Annotated in this window: 14 protein-coding genes; 4 read left to right on the top strand and 10 right to left on the bottom strand. The window is 65.6% G+C overall.

All coding sequences use genetic code 11. The features are described 5' to 3' along the window. The first annotated feature begins 41 nt into the window (after positions 1-41). A complete protein-coding gene (locus tag AC1DYD_RS11850) occupies positions 42-1586 on the top strand; it encodes a cytochrome P450 (protein ID WP_478172931.1) in 1545 nt (514 codons plus the stop codon). A 26-nt stretch (positions 1587-1612) separates the two neighbouring features. Further along, a complete protein-coding gene (locus AC1DYD_RS11845; protein WP_478172930.1) occupies positions 1613-4552 on the top strand; it encodes a Dyp-type peroxidase in 2940 nt (979 codons plus the stop codon). Here the strand turns inward: AC1DYD_RS11845 and AC1DYD_RS11840 are convergent. Both AC1DYD_RS11840 and AC1DYD_RS11835 read right to left on the bottom strand, forming a co-directional pair. Beyond that, positions 4506-7463, bottom strand: a complete 2958-nt coding sequence (locus tag AC1DYD_RS11840; RefSeq protein WP_478172929.1) for a hypothetical protein — start codon at positions 7461-7463, stop codon at positions 4506-4508. The two genes, AC1DYD_RS11845 and AC1DYD_RS11840, sit on opposite strands and share 47 nt — an antisense overlap. An 89-nt stretch (positions 7464-7552) precedes the next feature. Further along, positions 7553-10768, bottom strand: a complete 3216-nt coding sequence (locus tag AC1DYD_RS11835) for an AAA family ATPase (protein ID WP_478172928.1) — start codon at positions 10766-10768, stop codon at positions 7553-7555. A 265-nt stretch (positions 10769-11033) separates the two neighbouring features. Here AC1DYD_RS11835 and AC1DYD_RS11830 point away from each other — a divergent pair, with 265 nt between their 5' ends. Next, positions 11034-11429 (top strand): guanylate cyclase, encoded by a 396-nt coding sequence (locus tag AC1DYD_RS11830; RefSeq protein WP_478172927.1) that lies wholly within the window; start codon positions 11034-11036, stop codon positions 11427-11429. 98 nt (positions 11430-11527) lie between these two features. Here AC1DYD_RS11830 and add read toward each other — a convergent pair whose 3' ends face one another. Then, the gene (gene add / locus AC1DYD_RS11825; RefSeq protein WP_478172926.1) at positions 11528-12538 is read right to left on the bottom strand and encodes an adenosine deaminase; all 1011 of its coding nucleotides are present in this window, start codon (positions 12536-12538) and stop codon (positions 11528-11530) included. A 125-nt stretch (positions 12539-12663) separates the two neighbouring features. Beyond that, the gene (locus AC1DYD_RS11820) at positions 12664-13713 is read right to left on the bottom strand and encodes a DMT family transporter (RefSeq protein ID WP_478172925.1); all 1050 of its coding nucleotides are present in this window, start codon (positions 13711-13713) and stop codon (positions 12664-12666) included. 173 nt (positions 13714-13886) lie between these two features. Between AC1DYD_RS11820 and AC1DYD_RS11815 the strand changes: the two genes are divergently transcribed. Further along, positions 13887-14423, top strand: a complete 537-nt coding sequence (locus AC1DYD_RS11815; RefSeq protein ID WP_478172924.1) for a YiiD C-terminal domain-containing protein — start codon at positions 13887-13889, stop codon at positions 14421-14423. A 236-nt stretch (positions 14424-14659) separates the two neighbouring features. On the opposite strand, the gene AC1DYD_RS11810 is transcribed toward AC1DYD_RS11815, so the two are convergent. The 6 genes from AC1DYD_RS11810 to AC1DYD_RS11785 all read right to left on the bottom strand — a co-directional run bounded on the left by AC1DYD_RS11810 (position 14660) and on the right by AC1DYD_RS11785 (position 21774). Next, a complete protein-coding gene (locus AC1DYD_RS11810; protein ID WP_478172923.1) occupies positions 14660-15007 on the bottom strand; it encodes a copper-binding protein in 348 nt (115 codons plus the stop codon). Positions 15008-15139: 132 nt separating this feature from the next. Continuing rightward, positions 15140-18304: an efflux RND transporter permease subunit gene (locus tag AC1DYD_RS11805; RefSeq protein WP_478172922.1), complete on the bottom strand. Its 3165-nt coding sequence runs from the start codon at positions 18302-18304 to the stop codon at positions 15140-15142. Then, entirely contained in the window at positions 18301-19821 is a 1521-nt protein-coding gene (locus AC1DYD_RS11800) for an efflux RND transporter periplasmic adaptor subunit (RefSeq protein ID WP_478172921.1), read from the bottom strand. Before AC1DYD_RS11800 ends, AC1DYD_RS11805 begins: the two co-directional genes overlap by 4 nt. Then, positions 19818-21050, bottom strand: a complete 1233-nt coding sequence (locus tag AC1DYD_RS11795; protein ID WP_478172920.1) for a TolC family protein — start codon at positions 21048-21050, stop codon at positions 19818-19820. Before AC1DYD_RS11795 ends, AC1DYD_RS11800 begins: the two co-directional genes overlap by 4 nt. 75 nt (positions 21051-21125) lie before the next feature. After that, positions 21126-21482: a hypothetical protein gene (locus AC1DYD_RS11790; protein ID WP_478172919.1), complete on the bottom strand. Its 357-nt coding sequence runs from the start codon at positions 21480-21482 to the stop codon at positions 21126-21128. Positions 21483-21558: 76 nt separating this feature from the next. Then, positions 21559-21774 (bottom strand): GDCCVxC domain-containing (seleno)protein, encoded by a 216-nt coding sequence (locus AC1DYD_RS11785; protein WP_478172918.1) that lies wholly within the window; start codon positions 21772-21774, stop codon positions 21559-21561. Between the last annotated feature and the right edge of the window lie 9 nt (positions 21775-21783).

The following is a 21783-nucleotide window of genomic DNA, read 5'->3' as shown; positions in this document are numbered from 1 at the left end:
GAACCCGGCAGTTCAATCCCCAAGCTTGGGGAGGATGAGGATTGACCGCACCGGGGCTGGGCATCACCATTGCGATCAGCGGCCCCCGGCTGGAAACCGCGTCCTGGTTCTTGCCGGTGCAGAACACGACTGAACCGTTCGCCGGAGGGACCATGCAAGAGTTGCTGGAACGGCAGGAGCATCGGACCTGCACATCCTCGTCCGCCGTGGCTCGCGACCTCCGCCCTGATCAGCGTCTGGTTCAATCCAGTCGACGCGCGAATCGCCAGGTCTTCGATGCCAGGACGCTGCGCCTGCATGGCATCAAGGCATGGTTCGCGGGTATCGCCGCCAATCCGCCGCCATGGGTCTACGCCTTCCTGCGAACGGTCTTCCCGTCGCTGAGGCTCCCCGGCTGGCGCTACGTCGGCAGCCTTCCGGTGCCCAAGCTGGAGTTGTGGGTGCTTCTCACGCGTGATGAAGACGTCCGCGAGGTTCTGGGCCGCGATGATATTTTCACGGTTCCGTGGGGGAAGGATGTGCGGCTGCTCAACGACGGCGGCGAGCCTGGAACACCCTTCATCCTGGGTCTCGATACGAAAGATCCCGACGAAGAGAAGTTGTATTGGCATGGCCTCAAACAGGTCATGCAGGCCTTCCGGCGTGATGACGTGGCGAACGTGGTGCGCCCCATGGCTGCGCAACGCGCATCGCAGATCGTTCAGTGCGCTGGCCATGGCCCTTTCGACGTCATCCAGGGGCTGTTCGTCGAAGTCTTCATTGATACCTGCGAGCGGTATTTCGGGGTTCCTGTCCCTCAGGATTCACATGCGAAATTCTTCCAATGGACAGTGGCCGTGAGCGGCCTGCTGTTCGGGCCGCCCTACGAGCGGGACCATGCATGGCAGACGGCCGACGCTGGCGCCGACCGTGTCGCGGAACTGGTGGACATCGCGATCGCAGGAGCCATCGAGCAGGTCAACAGCGGATCGTCCGAAGACGTCGTGCTCCACAGGCTCGCAAGACGGCATGTCGATGACCCCGAGGCGATGGACTGGCTGACGATGCGCGCGATCATGGTCGGCATGATCATGGGGTCGGTGCCGACGAATGCGGTGTCCGCCGGGCACATTCTGGAAATCCTGTTTTCGCGCCCCGAGGCCATGGAGGCCGCACGCGCGGCTGCCCACGGCGGCGACGATGCCCAGCTGTCGCGCTGCCTCTTCGAGGCGATGCGCTTCAAGCCACTGAACCCAGGTCCGTGGCGCCGCTGCGAGAAGGAATACGTCGTGGCGCGCGGCACGCCTCGCCAGACACGAATCCGCGCGGGCACCGTGGTTCTGGCAAGCACGCAATCGGCCATGCTTGATCCGCGCAATGTCGACCGACCGGGTCGCTTCGACGGCACACGCGATCCCGCCGGCTCCCTGCTGTTCGGGTACGGCCTGCACTGGTGCGTCGGGAAGGCGATCGCCGACGCCCAGATCACACAGGCATTCAAGGCCCTCTTGCGGCAGGAAGGGCGCCTGAGTCGAGCCCCCGGGGCGGCCGGCCGGACGAAGTTGCTCGGCCTCTTTCCCGAACAGCTGTTCGTGCAGTTCAGCTAGATCCTTTTCGTGCGGGAGCAAACGCCATGGATCAAGGGTTTGTGACAGTCTTGATGCCGTTCGACGCTGCGCGGGCCGGAGCCGTCGAGGCAGAGATCGATCTGCGACTCGGCAATCCGATGCACGACGCCGTTGCCCGGCCGCTGGATGCGCGCGCCGTGGTGCATTTCATGAGTCTTCTTGTTGTTCCCGCGGAGCCTGGTGGACCTGCGAACCTGTTGCTCGAGGCTTCGGTGGATGGCACGGCCGAGGCCGGTATCGACGCCATTGCCAAAGACCTCGAGGTGCCGCTCGGTGCGGTGCTGCAGGTGGCCGGTATCCAGGGCCCCGGCTCACTTCGAGACAAGCTTCTGGGGCACAGGCTCGTCCTCGGTCAGGCGTGGTGGGAAACACTGGGGCTGCCGTTCGCGGGAACCCCGGGCGCTCCATGCAAGCGGATCCGCCAAGAGGCTGAACTCGCGCGTCGACTGCGCGCCATCCTTCAGGATCTGCCGGACGATCTTCCTCCGTTCGAAAGGTTGCAGACTGCCCGCGATGTGCTCTGGTGGGATGGAAGCTTCAAGTGGGCATTCGCGCCTGAGGCGGCCCCATGCCTGAAGGCCGCGCCGGACAGCGGGCTGACGCCGTTGGTGCGCAGATTCTTCGGGGACGCCATTCCGGTGCGCTCGTTCGACGCCTTGGCGGCGATGCGCACCACCGCGTGCATTGCATTGGAGTTCTTGGCGACGATCGGTTGGCCGTTGCTGCTCGTGTTCGTGCTTCTTGTCGTCGGGGCGGCGCAGTTTGTCTCCGTGGTCGACGCGTTTCTGCTTGTGGGTGCGCTGTTCCTTGTGTTGTCGATCCTGGTGGTGTTGAGGCTGCGGCGTCTCGAAACCAGGAACACGCCCGTCGACGAGGAGCCGGCGTCAGGTGCTGTTGAATCCGTGATGCAGCACGAAGGCCATGCGGCTCAGAACCTGCTCTTCTCGGTGTCCAGGCTTCAACCGGGACTTCTGCGCCGCTTCACCTTGCGCCTTTCTTTTTTCTCAGTGGGTCTGGTGAAGTACTTTTGCCGCCCCGGATTTCTGGGTGCGAACCGGGTGATCCATTTTGCGCGTTGGCTGGTGGTGCCGGGCACGAATCAGATGTTGTTCCTCTCCAACTACGACGGTAGCTGGCAGGGCTACGTGGGCGACTTCGTCATCAATACCGCAGGGGCAAAGGGCGTGACCTCGATCTGGAGCAACTGTCTGGGTTTTCCCCGCACCCGAAATCTCTTCGACGACGGCGCCGCGGACCGCGATCGCCTGGTGCGCTGGGCGAGGCGGCAGCAGCGCCCCGTGCATGGCTGGTACACGGCCTATCCCGGCATCACCACGGATCGCGTCCGCACCAACGCCGCGATTCGCCAGGGACTGGCCAACGCGACGAGCGCGCAGGATGCCCGCGACTGGCTCGCCTGCTTCGGATCGGCGCAGGAGCCCAACGCTTCGCTGGCGTTTCACGACATTCCGGCCCTTGCGTTCGGATCCTTGCCGAGGCTGCGGTATGCGTGCCTTCTCGCCTACGCGTTCACCGAATCGCCGGACGATGTTCGCTCGTGGCTCCGTCGGCTCGAGCCCATGGCGAGCTATGGCGAAGATCCCGGGCGCGACCGAGCGGTGGCGCTGGCCCTTTCGGCGAGCGGAGTCCTCAGGACCGGCGTGCCGAATGCCGAGGACATGGCCACGTTCCCGGTCGCTTTCCAGCAAGGCATGGACGACATCGAACGCGCCCGAGCCAACGGCGACGTCGGGGCGCAAGCGCCGCAGCGCTGGCTCTGGGGTGGCGGCCCAAAGCGCATCGATGCCATCGTGATGTTGCACGCCTGCGCGCCTGCCATCCTGGCTGAACTGCTCGATCGGATTCGATCGGCGTCGCAGGCGAGCGGACAGACCGAACTCTTGTGCCGGCAATTGGAGGACATGCCGGAAAAAGGGCCGTCGCGCGAGGCCTTCGGCTTTGTCGATGGAATCTCGCAACCCGCATTGAGCGGCACTCGGCGCGCGAAGGGGCTGCGCTCGAATGACGTCGTGGCACCCGGCGAGTTCGTCCTCGGCTATCCGGATCAGCGCGGCGAACTTCCTGCTTCGCCAACCCTGCGCGCGTCGTGCGACCCCCATCATCTGCTCGACGATGCGGGCCTTCCAGCAGATCGACAGCGTCCGAACTTCGACGGCGGCCCCAACGTCACTTGTCGCGATCTGGGGCGCAATGGCACCTACCTGGTCGTGCGTGAGCTGGAGCAGCACGTCGAGTCCTTCCATCGTTGGCTGGCCGCAGCCTCCGCCGGGATCCGTGGCCCCGACGTACCGGCGCCAGGGAGGCGACGCATCGAATGGCTGGCTGCCAAGTTGGTGGGGCGCTGGCGCGACGGCAGTTCTCTGGTTCGTCATCCGGACGAGCCGGCGACCGGATGGGGCGGCATGGCGCGGGGCGATAGCAGCAACACTTTTTCCTATGCGCGGGAAGATGCGTCCGGCGCGCGCTGCCCGCTTGGCGCCCACATCCGCCGCGCCAATCCGCGCGACGCGCTCGCGCCGGGGTCGGCGGAGGGTTTCGCCGCCGTGCAGACGCACCGGCTGCTGCGCGTCGGGCGCTCCTATCGCGATGACGACGGCACCCGAGGATTGATGTTCATGTGCATCAACGCGAGCATCGAGCGGCAGTTCGAGTTTGTCCAACAGCGATGGCTTCTCAATTCTTCCTTCAGCGGCCTGGAGGATGAGACGGACGCACTACTCGGATGCCAAGACGAAGGTCGGAATTTCAGCATCCCGGGTTGTCCGGGTCGTCAGGCAGCAGGCCTGTCGAACTTCGTCACGATGCGCGGTGGGGGCTATTTCTTCCTGCCGGGACGTGCGGCGCTTCGGGCGCTGGCCATTGGAACACGCGAGCGGTCTACGGCGCCCCAGGCGCGCCCAGCTTCGCATCGACCTGGCGGCTGATCCCGTTCATTGCGCTGCGAGACAGCACCCATCCGGACGGATAGAGGCCGTCCGCCACCAGATCGAAGCGGTGAGCGGGCCGGTCGAGCACCCAATTCGCAAACGGTCCGCACGGCGATGTCGACGGCCGAGGGCGAATTCCGAGGCGATCCCAGAGCTGGCTGGCCTCGGCAGCGAGTTGCGCATCGGCGGCGTGCATGTGCGCCTCGCGCGTTTCAAGGAGCGTCATTGGCGAGGACAGCAGCGCCGGCACGAGCCGAAGCGGCGCTCGCTCGCGTGGCTGGGCGGGATCACGGTGCGCCGAGTCATTGCACGTCCCGTTGGGATCGAGCGCCGCTTCCTTCTCGAATCGATCTTCGTTGCGGATGGCGATGACGACTGGACGAAGCCGTGCGCGCAGCCGCTCCAGGCGTTGCGCCGCTTCGGTGTCGCCTTTGGGCGTGAGCGCCTCGCACTGGCCAAAGAGACAGTGGGTGACCATGCGCAAGACGTCGGAGCTGGTCGAGGTGGCGCTGTCGTCGAAATAGCCGCCATCCTGCAGGTGCGCTCGAAGCGCATGGGGCCGGCCCTTTTCGCCGGGGGTATCGGCGCATTGATTGCCGTAGAGCGCACCCACCGGGTTTGTGTAGGGAAAGCGGGAGCTGTTGTGTGCGGCGGTGCTCAGCCGAAGGTCCGATCCGAGCATGCCCAGCACGTCGCAAGCCCCTGGGAAAACCCGCCAGTCAATGGACAGGTCGCTCTGGATCCATCTTTCGCCGGTTTCCACGCGCGTGACGGCGAAGAGGACATGGGGTCGATGCGCCCCGGTGCCCGATGCGGCGAGGCCGGTCGTCATGAATGGAACAGCCCCTTCAATGCTTCCTTCGAACCAGTAGGATCGGCCCAGCAAGCCACAACCGGGGCTGGCGCAGAACAGTGAGGTCGGCAAGGCGCCGGCAAGCGCATCCTCGAACAGAAGTCCACCCAGCAGCTGCGTCCACAAGTCGGCCCCGCCCATGCGGTCCACGCATTTCCGAAGTCGCGGGGCATCACCGCCGGCCTCGCGATCGCAGGCGCGGAAGGTGGCGACGCCGAGGGCGCCGCCCGAGACTGCGGAAATGGCGAAGGTGCGGCGATCGAAGTCGGGATCGATGCCTTTCAGCCGTGCCAGGACTGACGCGGTCCAGTACGCCGACCTGATGCCACCGCCTTCGGCCGAGATGATGTAGACGGGGAGGGCGTTCTCGGCGGCTTGGGGTTCCTGCTTTGCCAGCGCTCCGAGCCATTGTGCAACCGCCGCTTCCAGATCGGGGCGCTGCGGCAGCCCGAGCGGATGCGGCGGCCTGTCGTGCAGCTTGAGGATCGCGAGGATCGCAAGCGCCACCGGCACGCCGATCGCCAACCAGCCTCTCGATGGGACATCGCGGCGGTAGAGCCAACAGGCCAAGACCACGCAGGGCAGCCCGAGGGCCACCGACCAGAGGAACCTGGCGAGATCCGCCGGCTCCGAGGCCTGGTCCGTGCGGATGCTGTGGACCTCGCTCCATCCGAAGACGGCAAACAGGGCGTAAGCGCCGAGGGCTGCGATCAGATACGGAACAGCGTTGCGGCGCGACAGATAGGCGACCCAGCCGAAGATCCCGGCCCATGCCGCCAATCCGCTCGTGATGACCGCCAGCGCGAGCGGCGGCGTCCAGGTCTCGAGGCTGGCGAGCCGAACGAGCATGAAGAGCAGCGGTGGTGCCCAAGCGACCCAGAAAGGACGCAGCCCCATGTCGGCCCGCGCATCGCTGGCGCTCTCCTTCGCCTCGTAGTAGCCGACGGCGTTCTCGTGGCTTCTCAGCGTGACAACCGCGAGGAAAAGCAAAGCGAGCATGCCGATCCCCACAAGCAGGCCGGCGAGCCATGGCGCCCCCGGGGATCCGTGCGGCTGATCGCGCAGGCTCCAGGCGATCACCAGGGTGACGGCCCCGAAGGGTGCAAGGCCCAGGAGCCGGGCCCACCATTTGGCGAACGCAATCGATGCGGCGCTCGGCGTGCTCTCTCGGCCCGGCGTGGCGAGGCGCAAAAGGAGGCGGGGCCATAGCCACGAGGCGTAGGCGAGAAGCCACACCGAAGCGGCCGTCAACAGGAGTCCAGCGAGCATCTCCGGGTGCACACCCGGATCTGTCGGGTCGGGGACCTGGCGTACCAGGCCGTCACGGGTCTGGTCCATGAGGAGAACGAGCGCGCCGTAGGCGAGCAACACGGCAACCGCGTACTTGGTCCGCCACAGGATGTCGGCGATGTCGGCGCGCATGCGCGATCGCGCGTTGGCAGCTTGCAGCGCGTTGGGCGTATCGAGCGTGAAATACCAGTGAGCAAACCACAGTGACGTGTACAGGGCGGCGGCCGCCCACAGCCCGAACTTCGCCAGTTGTGCGAAATGTGCGGCCGGCGCGAACCATGGCGTGTCGGCGTGCGAGATCGCGAGCAGGGTGAGCAGATTGGCCGCCAGTGTGAAGGCGGCGCCGGCGAAGACCAGCGCACAGAACCACAAGAGCGTGGGAAGCGCGCCGGGCCCGGAAGCCGTGCCTCTGTCCCGCGCGAGCAGTTGGCGCAGCCGCACGCCGAAGGCGAGCAGCGCGAGCGTCAGGGCCGGTGCCAGCACGAGCGTCTCGAGGATCAGGAAGAGGCGCGCGCGGTGCGCGAGACCACCCGCCTTCCAGAAATCCAGGAACACTTTGCGCTGCTCGGCATCCGGCGCCAGTTCGAAGCCGTAGACCGACCCGATACCGCGAGGCGTTGGGTCGACGGCGCTCATGGCCACCAGCGCTGTGATCGCAATCGCCGTTGAGATTCCCAGGATGCGGCCGATCGCGCGGGCGTTGAGTGTCTGCCTGGCGAGCCCGTTCGCCAGCGCGCACGGGACGGACAGTGGTGAGCTCACCATGGAAGGACCTCCTCACGTATCGCCACAGCCACGCTACCAGCGACCGGCCAACAGTCAACCGCAATGTTGATGAGGATCGCGGCGGTACTTCAGCTTCTTCGCAACAGCAGGGTCCGGGCGCGCGCGAGGTCAGGGGTGTTGGCGTAGGCCTCCGAGGCGTCGAATGCAGCCGCGAGGACTTTCATGGATGCGTTGTTCGAGCCGACCGCCGAATCATCGAGCGCCACGAGATCGCAGGCGGTTCGCAGTTCCCAAAGTCGTGCCTTCTGGTGTCGGGCGATCTCCAGGGCCTTGGCGAATTCGCGTCGCGCGCCCTCCTTGTCGCCGGCGGCCTTCAACAGGGCACCGTGCACACGGTGTGTTTCCGCCTCGTCCCAACGCTGATTCGTCGCTTCCAGCACGCAGAGTGACTCCGTGATCAGTTGCAGTGCCAGATCGATCCTTCCCGCCCACCCGTGCGCTTCGGCGGCGTGTCTCAGGAAGCCGGAAAGATAGAGCCGTGCGTCTGTTGCCCGGTAGGCCAGGATGCCTCGCTCGAGCAGCGCGTGCGATTCGTCGAAACGCCCGATTGCAGCGAGGCACCAGCCCCTTAGCACCGTCTCGACGGCGTCGTAGTAGGAGATGCCGTTGTCCTCCAGCAGTGCCCGCAGATCGTCCAGCCTCTCCAGGGCCGCCTCGGGCCTGTCGATCGTGAGGGTCACGAACGAGGCGCCCGTCAGGGCATGTGCCAGGGTGTAGGCGTGGTGCATTTCACGTGCCTCGTTGATGGCGCGCTCGCTGTTTTGGCGGGCATCCGTGATGCGGCCCAGGCACATCTGCGACCAGGACAAATAGGTCAGCATGATGACCTTCGGATCGTCCACCGTCAGGGCCCAGTACGTGGCCTGCTGCGCAGGATCGTAGAGGGAGAGACCTTCCTCCAATTGGCGCACGGCTTCGAAGAACTCGCCACGCGGATGGCTCGTGATGCCGCTGAAGCGATGGCCCATGAGCAGGTGCATGCGGTCGCCGCTGTTCTGGCCCTGCGTCAGCAGGGCATCGGCCTGGCTTTGAGCGGAGGCCAGTTCGCCGCGCAGGAGGGCGTGTGTCCACAGGCCGTGCAGGGCCGCCAGCAGCTGCGGTGGATTTCCGAGCCGGTCGCACAAGACCCGAGCGCGTGTGAAGGTCTCCCCGGTGCTGGCGATCGCATAGCCCTGCGTTGCAATCAGCGCCTTGCCAAGGGCGATGGTCAAATCGAGTTCCAGCTTGGCACGCCAGGCCTCGTCCGTCTCCGCCGGCAAGACCTTGATGCCGCTGCGCAGGTGAACCAGCGCCTCGTGCATGGCGGAGCGCCGCAGCGCCGCGACGCCGGCCATGAGCCAGTACTGGGCGGCTTCACGGGCCAGTCCGCCTTCGGCGCAGTGCCAGGCCAGGACTTCCGGTTGCACTTTGCGCATCTCGGGGAAGTGCGATTCGATCGCCGAGACGATGCGCAGCTGAATGGCCTGACGGCGTTCGCGGACCATGATCCGGTACGCCGCGTCTCGAATCAGTGCGTGCCGGAAGGCGTATTCCGAGTCCTTTCCGCTCAGCCGCTGAAAGATGCCCGCTGCGACGAGCGTGTCCAATGCTGGCTTCAGCGCGTCGGATCGATTGAATGCGAGAGCCAGCAGTTCGACGTTGAAGGTGCGTCCGATCGCCGCCGCGATCTCCGCGACTTCGCGCGATTCGCCGAGACGATCCAGCCGCGAGAGCAATGAAGCCTGCAGCGAGATCGGCAGCGACTGCGCTGTCGCCTGGTTGGCCGAGGGCTGCCACTGACGGTTCTCGATGACCGCTTTGGTCACTTCCTCGATGTACAGCGGTATGCCGTCCGTGCGGGCCACGATGTCCTTGACCGTCTGACCGGAGAGGGCGATGTCAGCCGCAATCATCCGGACGAGTTGACCGCCAACGTGGGGATCGAGTGGCGTGAGCGACATCTCTACCAGGTGCTTGCTCCTGACCCATGCGGGACTGAACTCCGGTCGCGCAAGAACCAGCATGAGCACGGGGAGACGATGTACGCGCGCCACGGCCAGGCCAAGAAGTTCGAGCGTCGATTCATCGCTCCATTGCGCGTCCTCGAAGATCACGAGCGTTGGCTCTTTGGCGGCGAGGCGCTCGAGTTGCGAGAGCAGCGCCTCCATCGTGCGACGGCGCTTGACCTGCGGCGTGAGTGTCGGCGCAGACGCGCGCGCAGCCGGCGTGACGTTGACCAGTTCGGCCAACAGATCCCTGTCTTCTTCCGACACCTCTCCGATCGCCGCGGACAGCTTGTCCAGCTTGACCTCATTCGGGTCCTCTCGAGCGAACCCCGCCGCCCATTCAAGCTGCTGGACGCAGGGGTGCAGGGTCGAGCCCAGGCGGTACTGTGAACAGAAGTAGCGCAGGGTGGTGCGTGCGGAGGTCGCTTCGAGGATGGCCGCGGCCATGCGCGATTTGCCGACACCCGGCTCGCCGCGGATCAGGATGCTGCGGCCCCATCCTTCGCACGCCTGGCGCCAGTGGCCAAGAATGGCATCGCGTAGATCGTCGCGGCCGAGCATCGGCAACAGGCGGTTCTCGTGCTGAGCCTCGTAGCGACTGGCCGCCGGTCGCGCACCCGTGACGGCCCAGCCATGAATGGGCTTCTCGAAGCCCTTGAGGGTGAGGCTGCCGAGGTCCCGCCACGAGAACAGGTCACCGACACGCTGGCGCGTGGCCATGTCGACGAGGATTGCGTCAGGTTCCGCGGCTGCCTGAAGCCTGGCGGCGAGATGGGGAGCCTCTCCGGCGACGTCCAGCACGTCGGTTGTCATTTCTTCATGCAGGTTGCCGATCACGACCAGACCTGTCGCGATGCCGATGCGCGATTGCAGGGGGCGGCCTCGAGGATCTTTCAAAGCCCGGACTTGCCTCGACGCTTCGAGCGCGGCATTGATCGCGCGCTCGGCGTCGTCTTCATGTGCCTCCGGATACCCGAAGTACACCAATGCCGCATCCCCGATGAAGCGTGCGACGTGGCCGCCGACCGCTCTCATTGCGACCGTCACAGCACTATGGAACGTTGTCAGCAGCGTGCGGGCGTCTTCCGGATCTGCGCCCGCGACCATCGCGGTGGAGTTGACCAAGTCGCAGAACAGGACGGTGAGGGGGCGGCATTCCAGCAGAGCCGGACTGGTCAGGCGCGCGCCGCATCCGGAACAAAACCTGGCACCCGGACTGAAAGGGGTGTTGCAGCGGGCGCATACGAACTGAGCGGTTGACCGCCGGCCGGCATCCAACGGTGAGCTTTCTTCGCTCATGATCGCCCGCCTTTCTCTTCTTCGAAGTTCGGCTCGGCTGGGTGACCCAGCCAGGGTCACACGCCGGCGGAACCGGCGCGCACGATCGTATCGAAGCGCCTTGCACGATACCACCGGCATGGCAAATTCGCCATGATCCCCGTGGGAGCGAGGACATCAAAAGTCGAGCGTACTTGATCGGGCCTTGCTAGCATTCGCCATGGACTGCGTGCGAACTCCGGATGTTGTCTCCGCGGTATTGGCGGCAAGTGGACCCGCTGCGGCCTTGGCGTACCTCAACGAAGGCGTCCCGCACCGGTTCACCGCGGTCTATCGATTCGGCGGGCCGCTTCTTCACAACGTACTGCTTCACGACAAGGCCGGCCGGATGCGGCCTGACTTCCTGTCCGTGGTTCCGTTCAGTCGCAGCTTCTGCCAGTTCGTCGTGAAGGGGGGGTCGTTCCGTACGGACAACTCCGTTGCCGACCCTCGCCTCGTCGGGCATGCTTTGCGGGGAATCGTTATCTCGTATCACAGTGTGCCCGTGCTCGACGACACTTCGGGAGAACTCTGGGGCACGCTTTCTCATTTCGACATGCGAAGCTTGCCGCTCCCAGACCTGGAGTTCGAGCTTCTGCAGAGCGCGGCCACCTTCCTGCCCCGGTATCTGGCGCGCCTCTGAGGCCGCCCGCACCGCCGGCGCGGGCATGGCCACGCAAGGATCGATCGGGCACACGGGGCATCGAAAGCGCCCGCCGGCGATCGGGTGGCCCGGCGCCCTCACCAGTGCGATAGCGCCTCGATCAGCCTTGCCTTGACGCTGGCGTCAGCGAAGCTCGCATCGATCGAATTGCGTGCCAGCGATCGAAGGTCGTCATCCGACCAGCCGAACGCCTTGCTGCACATGGCGTACTCGCTCACCAGGCTGGCCCCCAGCAAGACCGGATCGTCGGTGTTGATGGACACGGCGACGCCGGCACGGCGCAGGCGATCGATAGGATGGTCCTCGATGCATGGGTAGACGCCCAAGGTCAGATTCGAAGTCGGGCAGATGCCCAGGGGTATCTGCCGATCGACCAGCAGTCGCACCAGCGCCGGATCCTCGATCGCTCGCACGCCATGATCGATGCGGTCGGCACCGAGCAGTTCGATGGCATCCCGAACGCCCTCGGGGCCACTGGACTCGCCAGCATGCACGGTGCGGCGCAGCCCCGCCGCACCGGCCCGTCGGAACGCCTCTGCGAAACGCGGGCCGGTGCGGCCCGCGGCAGCCTCGTTGCCATCGATGGAGAGTGCCACGACCCGCGGGTGTCGCAGAGCCACCAGCGTGTCGACCAGTTCGGCCGCGGCGTCCGACGATTGCGTGCGCAGAAGGCTGACGCACAGGCCCACCGGCGGAAGTCCGTCTTGCTCTGCGGCGGTGAAGCCGGCATCGATGGCGTCGATCATGTCGGGCAGACGGCCATGCCACGCCTTCCAATGGGTGGGATTGACGATCACGTCTGCGTAGCCTGCACCGCCGTCGGCGAGCCGCCGGCTAAAACCGTAGCTCAGCTCGGCGAGGCGTTCGCGGGTCGACGCGAGGCCGCAAGCCCAGTCGAGGAACTGCAGGAAGTCTGCCAGGCCTTCGAATTCGAACAGGCGATCGCGAGGCCTGGGCATCGGCACGCCCGCCTGCGATGCCCATTGCTCGAGACAGCTCGTTTCGAAACAGCCTTCGAGATGTGCATGGACCTCCGCCTTCGGCAAGGCCCTGAGTCTGTCGATGGGAGGAATCTGCGAGTTGGGCATGGAAGTACTCGGTTGTGCATGCGCCGTGAGGCGCCAGCCGCCAGTTTCGCGCGTCGGCAGCCCAAGGTCATACGCTCGCGTGCATATCCCCTATTCGCCGGCCCGAGGTGTCGCCCCCAAAGAGGTCAATGCGGGTGGGGGTGCTGGTGGTGGATATCCGGGAAGTGCTCGTGGCTATGGGCCAGGGGCTCGTGCCGGTGCCAATGCGTGTGCCTGGCCGTGGCGGGCGAGCCGTCGGCATGCACGTGCTGGTGATGCGCGTCGTGGTCATGCGCGTGGCTGTGCGCCAGCGGCTCGTGCACATGCCGGTGGCTGTGGCGCTCGGTCAGGTGCAGCCAGACACCGACGGCCATCAAGATGCCAGCCAGGACAAGTTGGAGTGTCAGGGGCTCGCGAAGCAGGCCGATGGCCAGCACGGCGCCGAAAAATGGCGCGACCGAGAAGTAGGCGCCGGTGCGCGCTGTTCCCAGGTGGCGCAGCGCGACGACGAACAGGACCAGGCTCGTCCCGTAGCTCAGCAGGCCCAGGAGAGCGGCGCCGGCGACGACTGTTGCCGGCGGCCACGCCGCGCCCGTGGCGACCGCCAGGGCGAGATTCGTTGCGCCGGCGACCAGGCCCTTGACCATCGCAATGAACGACGCGTCGGCCACCGACACCTTGCGCGTCAGGTTGTTGTCGACCGCCCAGGCCAGGCATGCACCCAGGACCGCCAACGAGGGCCAGAGGGCGCCGACGCCTGCCTTGCCTGGCCAGCTGAGGATGGCCGCGCCCGCCACGATGGCAATCATTCCCAGTGCGATGCGCCGGTCGAAGTTCTCCTTGAACACGAACCAGGCAAGCAGCGCGGTGAACACGCCTTCGGCGTTCAGGAGCAACGAAGCGTCGGCTGCGGCCATGCCGGCCAGCCCCGTCATCAGCAGAAGCGGGCCGAGCATGCCGCCCGAAACCACGGCGCCCGCCAACCACCCGAGTTCGGCCCGAGGGAGCCGAACCGCCGGCGCGCGCGAAAGAAGGCGCCAAAGCCACAGACCCGTGCCGGAGCCCAGGTAGAGCAAGCCCGCCAGCAGCCAAGGGCTCGCGTGTGCCAGCAGCAGTTTGGCGACTGGCGTACCGGCGCCGAAGAGCGCCGCCGCGCCGAGGGCGGCCAGCACGCCGTGGTGGGTGAGCGCGTTCATGCTGTCCCGCCGTCGGTTGTCCTGGTGACGATGTGCGTCGTCGCCGCGATCGACGCATGGAGGAGCTGCTTTGACATGGGAATATTCCTTGAACCTGGAGTGTCCTGCATCGGAGGGGCGTCTGCATGCCGAACCCTCGGGCCGATTCCTCTAGCGGCAGGCCGCGTGCGCGCTTGCAGCGCGACCAGGCGCTCCTCGGCCGGGGCGCGAATGCCGCTATGCTGTCTTCCACGCCAGACATCGAGGGAGACGAATCCGTGTTGCCAGCCGAACTTGAGCGATACCTCCACCTGAACATTCCGCTGTCGAAGGCGATGCAGACGTCGGTCGTGGCTGTCGATGCGGAGGCCGTGGTCCTCAGGGCGCCGCTCGAGCCGAACATCAATCACCAGGAAACGGTATTCGGCGGCAGCGCCTCCGCGCTGGCCATCCTTGCGGCCTGGTCGTTGCTGCACACGCGCTTGCTGGGGGTCGGCATCGCCAGCCGGTTGGTCATTCAACGCAACACGATGGCATACGAACTCCCCATCGACGGCGAATTCACTGCCCGGTCGTCGATCGAGGACCCCGAGGCGTGGCATCAGTTCGTCCGCACGCTGACGCGCAAGGGCAAGGCAAGAATCTCGGTCGGTTCGGTGCTCGAACATGCAGGCCAACGCGTGGGTTGGCTCAGGGGCGAGTTCGTCGCGTTGGGTATTCGGGGCGCATAGGATGAAACACCCCCGAAGCGCCTGCGGCGCCCCGAGTCGCTGCCAGAGGCAGCGGCTCTTCGAGTCCGTCCAAGCCTGCGCAGGCAGGCTTGAAGCCGCGGACCTCAGCCCCTCAAGGGGGCGATACCAGCGGCCCGGCAAAGCCGGTTCCGCGGTATCCCTGGCATTTGGCTGCGCCGGTTTCATGCGTCGTGGGTCGCGCCAGGCGCCTCGAGCCAGGAGGAGGGTGCTGGCGTTCAGCGGACGGATTCGATGTACGTCACCGTCGCTTCGCCCTTCCTGATTTCGGCGTTGAATCGCACCTTGTCGCCTGGCTGGAGTCTGTCCAGCATCCGCTTGTCGGCCACGGCGAAGCCCATGGTCATCGGGGGCATGCCGAGGTTGGGCAGGTCGCCGTGATGGATGACGACCTCGCCGTGCTCCTTGTCGACTCTCTCTACTTCGCCTTCGGTGAGGGCCATCGCGGGAAGGGTGCCGACGCTCCAGGTCTTGCCTGGGGCAGAAGCCGGGCCTTTTGCTTCCTGCGCCTGCGCTGCGGCGCACGCCATGAGCCAGAGCGCGACGATGATGCCTAGACGTTTCATCATGACTTCAACGATGTCTGCTGAGCGGGATAGCTCGCGAACACCGTCATTTGAGGCTGCGGCCCGTGCGGGGAGCGTCTTTGCATGAATGTCACCTTTCAGGAATTCGATGTTGGTTCAAGCGGGGGCGATTCAAGCAGCCTTTGCTGCTGAAGCAACGTGGTCCTCAGGGCGTGGCTTTGGCCGCCGCCGGTGCACCAAGTACCACGCCGCTGGAATGACGAGCATGCTCAGCAAAGGGGCCGTCACCATGCCGCCCACCATGGGCGCAGCAATTCGAGTCATCACTTCCGAGCCAGTTCCGCTTCCCCACATGATGGGCATCAAGCCAGCCATTACCACGGCTACTGTCATCGCCTTTGGGCGAACGCGCTGCACCGCTCCCTCACGGATGGCGGCAAGCAGGGTCTCATCGTTCATCGGCGCACCAGCCTCGATGCACCGGGCAAGCGCATTCTTGAGATAGATGAGCATGACGACGCCGAACTCCGCAGCCAATCCAGCCAGCGCGATGAACCCAACTGCCGTCGCTACCGAGATGGCGTGGCCCAACGCCCAGACCAGCCAGAAGCCCCCGATGAGCGAAAAGGGAACCGCGGCCATGACCAGCGTCGCATCACTGAAAGACCTGAATAGTACATACAGCAACACGAATATGACCGCCAGGGTGGCCGGCACGACGAGCTTGAGGCGCTGTGTGGCTCGCTCGAGGTACTCGAACTGGCCGGACCACGACACGGCGTAGCCGGCGGGCATGGTCACAGACTGTGCAACTGCACCCTGCATGTCATTGACGACAGATCTGAGGTCTCGGCCTCGCACATCCACGTAGACCCAACCGGAGAGACGCGCGTTCTCGCTGCGCAGCATCGGCGGCCCATCCTCGAGGGTGACCTTCGCTACATCCTGCAGCAGTAGCTGGGCCCCTCTGTCGGTCACGAAGGGCAGCTCCCGCAGCCGTTGCAACGAGTCTCGAATCTCCCGAGGGTAGCGAACGTTGATCGGATAGCGCTCCCGACCTTGAATCACTTCCCCGACGTTGTCGCCGCCAACGGCGGTCGACACGATCGCTTGAACGTCGGCCACAGACAGGCCATAGCGGGCTGCGGCGAGCCGGTCGACGTCGACATCGATGTACCGACCGCCGGTCAGACGCTCTGCCAACGCCGACGACACACCTGGAACGCCCCTGACTGCCGCCTCAATCCGGATCGTGAGCTTGTCGAGAACGGCGAGGTCGGCGCCCGCCACCTTGATGCCCACCGGGCTCTTGATGCCGGTCGCCAACATGTCGATGCGGTTTCGAATGGGCGGTACCCAGACATTGGTCAGGCCCGGCACTTTCACGACGCGGTCCAGCTCTTCGACCAGCTTGTCTGGGGTCATGCCGGGTCGCCACTCTCCGCGTGGCTTGAACTGGACGGTCGTCTCGAACATCTCCAGCGGAGCGGGGTCGGTGGCGGTGTCGGCGCGACCGGCCTTCCCAAATACGCGGTCGACTTCAGGCACTGTTTTGATGAGCCGGTCCGTCTGCTGGAGAAGCTCGGATGCCTTGGATACCGACAGGCCCGGGAACGCTGATGGCATGTAGAGCAGGTCTCCTTCGTCGAGCGGAGGCATGAATTCGCCGCCAAGGCGCATGACGGGGATGGCAGTCAGCACCATGAGCACCGCAGCAATCGCCAGGGTAGCCTTTGGAAATCGGAGGACTGCTTCCAGTGCGGGCCGATACGCCGTCATGAGGAAGCGGTTCACTGGGTTTGCAGCCTCGTGAGGAATGCGTCCRCGGACGAGGTAGCCCATCAGCACCGGCACCAGCGTCACGGACAGGCCTGCTGCCGCTGCCATCGCATAGGTCTTTGTGAACGCCAACGGCGAGAAGAGCCGGCCCTCCTGAGCTTCCAGGGAGAACACCGGCACGAAAGAGAGCGCGATGATGAGCAAAGAGAAGAACAAGGCGGGCCCGACCTCCGTCGAGGCAGTACCGACCAAATCCCATCGCTCGGAGGGTGTTGGGTGCCTGGCGTGCTTCGTCTCGAAGGCCTCGAGGTGCTTGTGGACGTTCTCGACCATGACGATGGCGCCGTCCACCATGGCGCCGATGCTGATGGCGATGCCGCCGAGGGACATGATGTTGGCGTTGACGCCTTGCCACTGCATGACGATGAAAGCCGTGAGCACTCCAATGGGAAGCGCGATCACCGCTACGATGGCAGAGCGCATGTGAAACAGGAAGATGGCGCACACGACCGCCACGACCGCGAACTCCTCCAGCAGCTTGAAGCGCAGATTCTCGACCGCGCGGTCGATGAGCAGCGACCTGTCATAGGTCGGAATTACTTCGACGCCAGCCGGGAGGCTGGACTTGAGCGTCTCCAGCTTGGCTTTGACGGCTTGGATGGTGGTGCGGGCGTTCTTGCCCGAGCGCATCACCACGACGCCTCCCGCGACTTCCCCTTCGCCGTCGAGTTCGGCGATGCCTCGGCGCATCTCCGGACCCACCTGCACGGTGGCCACATCGCGCAGGAGCACCGGAGTGCTTCCCGAGATTGCGAGCGCAATCGTGCGAAAGTCATCCAGCGATTTCAAGTAGCCGCGCGAGCGCACCATGTACTCCGCCTCCGCGATCTCGACCACCGAACCGCCTGATGCCTGGTTCGCCTTCTGTAGAGCCGATACGACCGTCTCTTGCGTGACGCCAAGGCCTCTCATGCGGTCGGGGTCGAGCACCACCTGGTACTGTCGCACCATGCCTCCGATGCTCGCGACTTCGGCCACATCGGGGATGGTCTTCAGCTCGAATTTCAGGAACCAGTCATTCAGCGCGCGCAGTTGCCCGATGTCTTGCTTGCCAGAGCGGTCCGCCAGCGCGTATTCGTAGACCCAGCCGACGCCCGTCGCGTCCGGGCCGAGGGACGCGTTGGCGCCGATGGGCAGCTTGCCCTGCACCTGGTTGAGGTACTCCACGACGCGCGAGCGGGCCCAGTACGGGTCCGTCTTGTCATCGAAGAGCACGTAGACGAACGAGTCCCCGAAGAACGAGTAGCCGCGAACGGTCTTGGCCCCCGGCACGCTGAGCATCGTTGTCGTCAGCGGGTATGTCACCAGGTCCTCCACCACCTGCGGTGCCTTGCCAGGGAAGGGCGTCCGGATGATGACCTGCACGTCCGACAGGTCCGGCAGCGCATCCACCGGAATGCGGGTCGCCGACCAGATGCCAGCAAGCACCAGAAACAGCGTCGCGATGAGCACAAGGACTCGATTGCCAATCGACCATCGGATGAGCGCGGCAATCATTGCTTTGTGCCCGGTTGTACGCGCTGTACCGAGAGGAGTTCGTAGCCCATGGGCCCGCCCTCCTTGAACTCGAATCGGACGGTATCGCCTGGCTTCACATCCGCGAACGCGGTGGGGTCCGGCTTCGAGAAGCCCATCGTCATGGCCGGCCACTTGAGCGAAGCCACGGGGCCGTGAGAGATGGTGATGCCATCCGCCTCGACGTTCTCCACCTTCCCTTCGCCCACGTGGGTGACAGCTGCCTTCCCTGCCGGCGATGAGGCGGCGGGTACGGGCGGTGTGGCGGCCGCCGTCATGCTGGCCAGCACCGAGCGCAGCCGGGCCTCCGAGTCGATGAGGAACTGACCGCTGGCGACCACCTGGTCCCCTTCCTTCAATCCCTGGACGACCTCGAGGTCGTCGCCCAGGTCCATGCCGAGCGATATGTCACGCGGTTCGAACGCGCCGGCGTTGTTGCGGACGATGACGACCGCTCGTCTGCCCGTGCGGATGACCGCCTCGGCCGGTACAAGCAGCCGGGTGCTCCTTGGCCCTGCCACCTGCAGGCGCAGCAGCATTCCGGGCGTGAGCATGCCGTCCTTGTTGTCGACCTCGAAACGCGCCTTCAGCGTGCGTGTATTCGAGCTGACCTCGGGAAGTATTTCCTTGAGCTCGCCCTCGAAAGTCCGAGAGACGTCGGCTTGCAGCACCGCCTTGACCTTCTGGCCGCGGGTCAAGCGCACCGCCTGAGATTCCGGCACCTCGGCCACGGCCCATACCTTCTCGAGCCCGGCGATGCGAAACAGTGTCATGCCCGGCGTGATGGCAATGCCTTCGCGAACGCCAAGCTCGGTCACCACCCCGCTGGCCGGTGCGCTCAGGGTGAAGCGCGCCTGGGCTGTCCCCGTCTCCTCGCTCCGGCGGATGAGGTCGTCCGGAATCGACATGGCACGCATCCGCTCGCGTGCTGCAGCGACGAGGTCGGGCGCGACCCCCGCGCGCTTGAGCGCAAGCAACTCGTTCTGCGGACCGAGCCATTCCGGCGCGAAGATGGTCGCCAATGTCTGACCCTTGCGCACTCGCTCCATCGGAGCACGCACCGCCAGGCGCTCGACGTACCCCGCGACCCGCGTCTGAACCGCGACGGTCAGCCGCTCGTCAAACTGGACCGTGCCGACGGCGTCGAACGAGGCCGAGGTCTCGGCGCGCCGAACTGTGGCGGAGCGGATGCCCAAGTTCTGTTGCACCGTGGGACTTACTTTGACGCCAGATGGGCTTGGGTCACTGTCGGCGTAGACCGGCACCAGCTGCATATCCATGAACGGCGATTTGCCCGGCTTGTCGAAGCGTGGGCCTGGGACCATCGGGTCGTGCCAGTAGAGGACCTTGCGCCCGTCAGGTGACGACGTGCCACCGCCGGCGCCGGCTTGCGTGGTCATGCCGTCATTGCTGGTGGGGCGTCGTCCCAGCAGGAAGCTTCCGCCGGCGAGGACCGCGCTGCCGACAACGAGAAGCGCGGCGAGGTGAGTGCGTTTCATAGGCCGGCTCCTTGCGCGAGAGGCTTGAATGCAAGCTGGGCTTGGGTTTTGGCGAGGTCGCGTTGAAGCGTGAGGAGCTTCCGCTGCGCTTCCACTTCTGCGTGCCGTGCCTCGAACAGCGTCAGGAGCGTGCCCTGGTTCGACCGATAGGCGGCGGTGGCGACGACTGTTCGCTGCTCGGCAGGCGCCACGACGCCGGACCTGTACCGCTCGACGCGTTCGCGCAAGCGCTGGGCGTCGCTGGCGAGCGCCCGATATTCGGCGGTCGCCGTGCGCGTGGCTTCTGCAAGTTCGGCCTCGGCTTTGTCAGCCAAGGCGAGCTTCGCTGCGGTTTCGCGGTCCTGGCGCTCGGACGGGGCCACCTGAAGCGGAATGCTCACTCCGAAAGTCGCCATGTCCGCATAGCCTGTGCGTTGCCCGTATGAAACCTCCCAGGTCCAGTTCGGCTTGCGTTCCGAGGCCGCGACCGCCGCGGCTCGCGTGGCCACATCGATGTCGAACCTTTTTGCCAGAACGGCAGGATGCGCTGCGACGTATTCCTGCTCCGTCGGAACGGGAGCTGCGGTGATGGGGGCCAACGCGTCGGCGGCAATTCCAACCCAACGCTGGAGCGTTGCCTGAGCGGCACTTTGCAGCTGACGTACTTCGGCCGACTCGTCCTCCGCCGCGCCTCGCGCGCCGGTCAGGGCCAGCACTTCCTGGCTGCTGCCCATTGACGAAGCCAGGCGGGCACGCGCCGCTTCGAACTCTTCATGGGCGTGGTGTTCCGTCAGCATCGTCAGCTTCAGCGCTTCCGCGGCGTAGTAGGCGTCGAGGTAGGCGAGGGCGGTGTTCAGCCGGGCTTCGGCGACGGCGCTGCGTGCCTGGACTCCCTCGCGCGCGACCATGGCTTCGGCCGACGCTTGGCGGGCCATTCGCTTCTCGCTCGACAGCCATTCCTGGCCGATGCCGATGCGCTTCATCGTCATCGGGTCGCGCGTGGTGCTGAAGCGGTCAGCCCCGGTCACCGGCAGGTTCTCGATTCCGGCGCGCAACGTCGGGTCCGGAAGCTGGCCTGCTGCGCTGGCGAGCTCGGACGCGCTCAAGACACCGGCGCGCGCGGCCCGAGCGGATTCTGAGCGGTGGACAGCCAAGTCGATGGCCGCGTCGAGGGTCAAGGGGGCGGCGTCTACCAGGTAGGGCAGCAGTGCGGAGGCCAAGGCTGCCGCACGCAGGAATGGGGATTGCATGAAAGCTCCGAAGACAAATGGCACAACAGCTGGTGAGCGGGCAAGCCGCACCAGCACCGTTTGGTCGACGGAGATTCAGACGCGAAGTCTGAGTGTGGAGAGGAAAACAGGGTCGGGCGGAGGTCGGAGCTCCGGGGCCGCTGCGACCGGAGACGCCGCGGCCAGCTGCGCATCAACCGGCAGCGGCACGACCAGGACCTGAATGACCGCCGGAAGCGACGGGGTGGCGACTTTGACCTGTTCGTGCGACAGCGTCATGCCGGCAGCATGCTGGTGACAAAGCACCGGCTGCGCCGAATCCATGCCTTCACAGGGCTCGCCGGCGGCCATCATCTCGGCCATTGCCACCGCGTCGGCCGCGCCAGGGCAGACGTAGCTCGCCAACGCCAGCTGCGAGAACAGCAGCGAGAGGACCACGGCGAATGCGGTCATGCAGCGGTGGAAGCGGCGGCGGAGCATGGCTTTCGACAGTGTAACGATGTACCGCCGCTCGTTCAGCTCCTCGCGCTCAACTCGAGCAACAGGAGGACTTGGCCTGATTCGACGGACACTTGTTCGTGCCATACGAACAGAAGACGCAGCAGTCGCCGGGCTTTGGACGCAACAGCGCTTTGCAGCCTCCGCACTCATAGAACCACTGACAAGCATCGAGGGGCATCGTCTCTTCCTTCGCGTGACCGCACTGCGGGCACGTGATAGTCGACTGCAGGGCGACATCGCTCATTTCACTGAA

It is taken from the genome of Variovorax sp. P4_B11 (assembly GCF_056402355.1).
The sequence above is the reverse complement of the archived record's forward strand: the minus strand, read 5'-3'. Positions and strand labels throughout refer to the sequence as shown.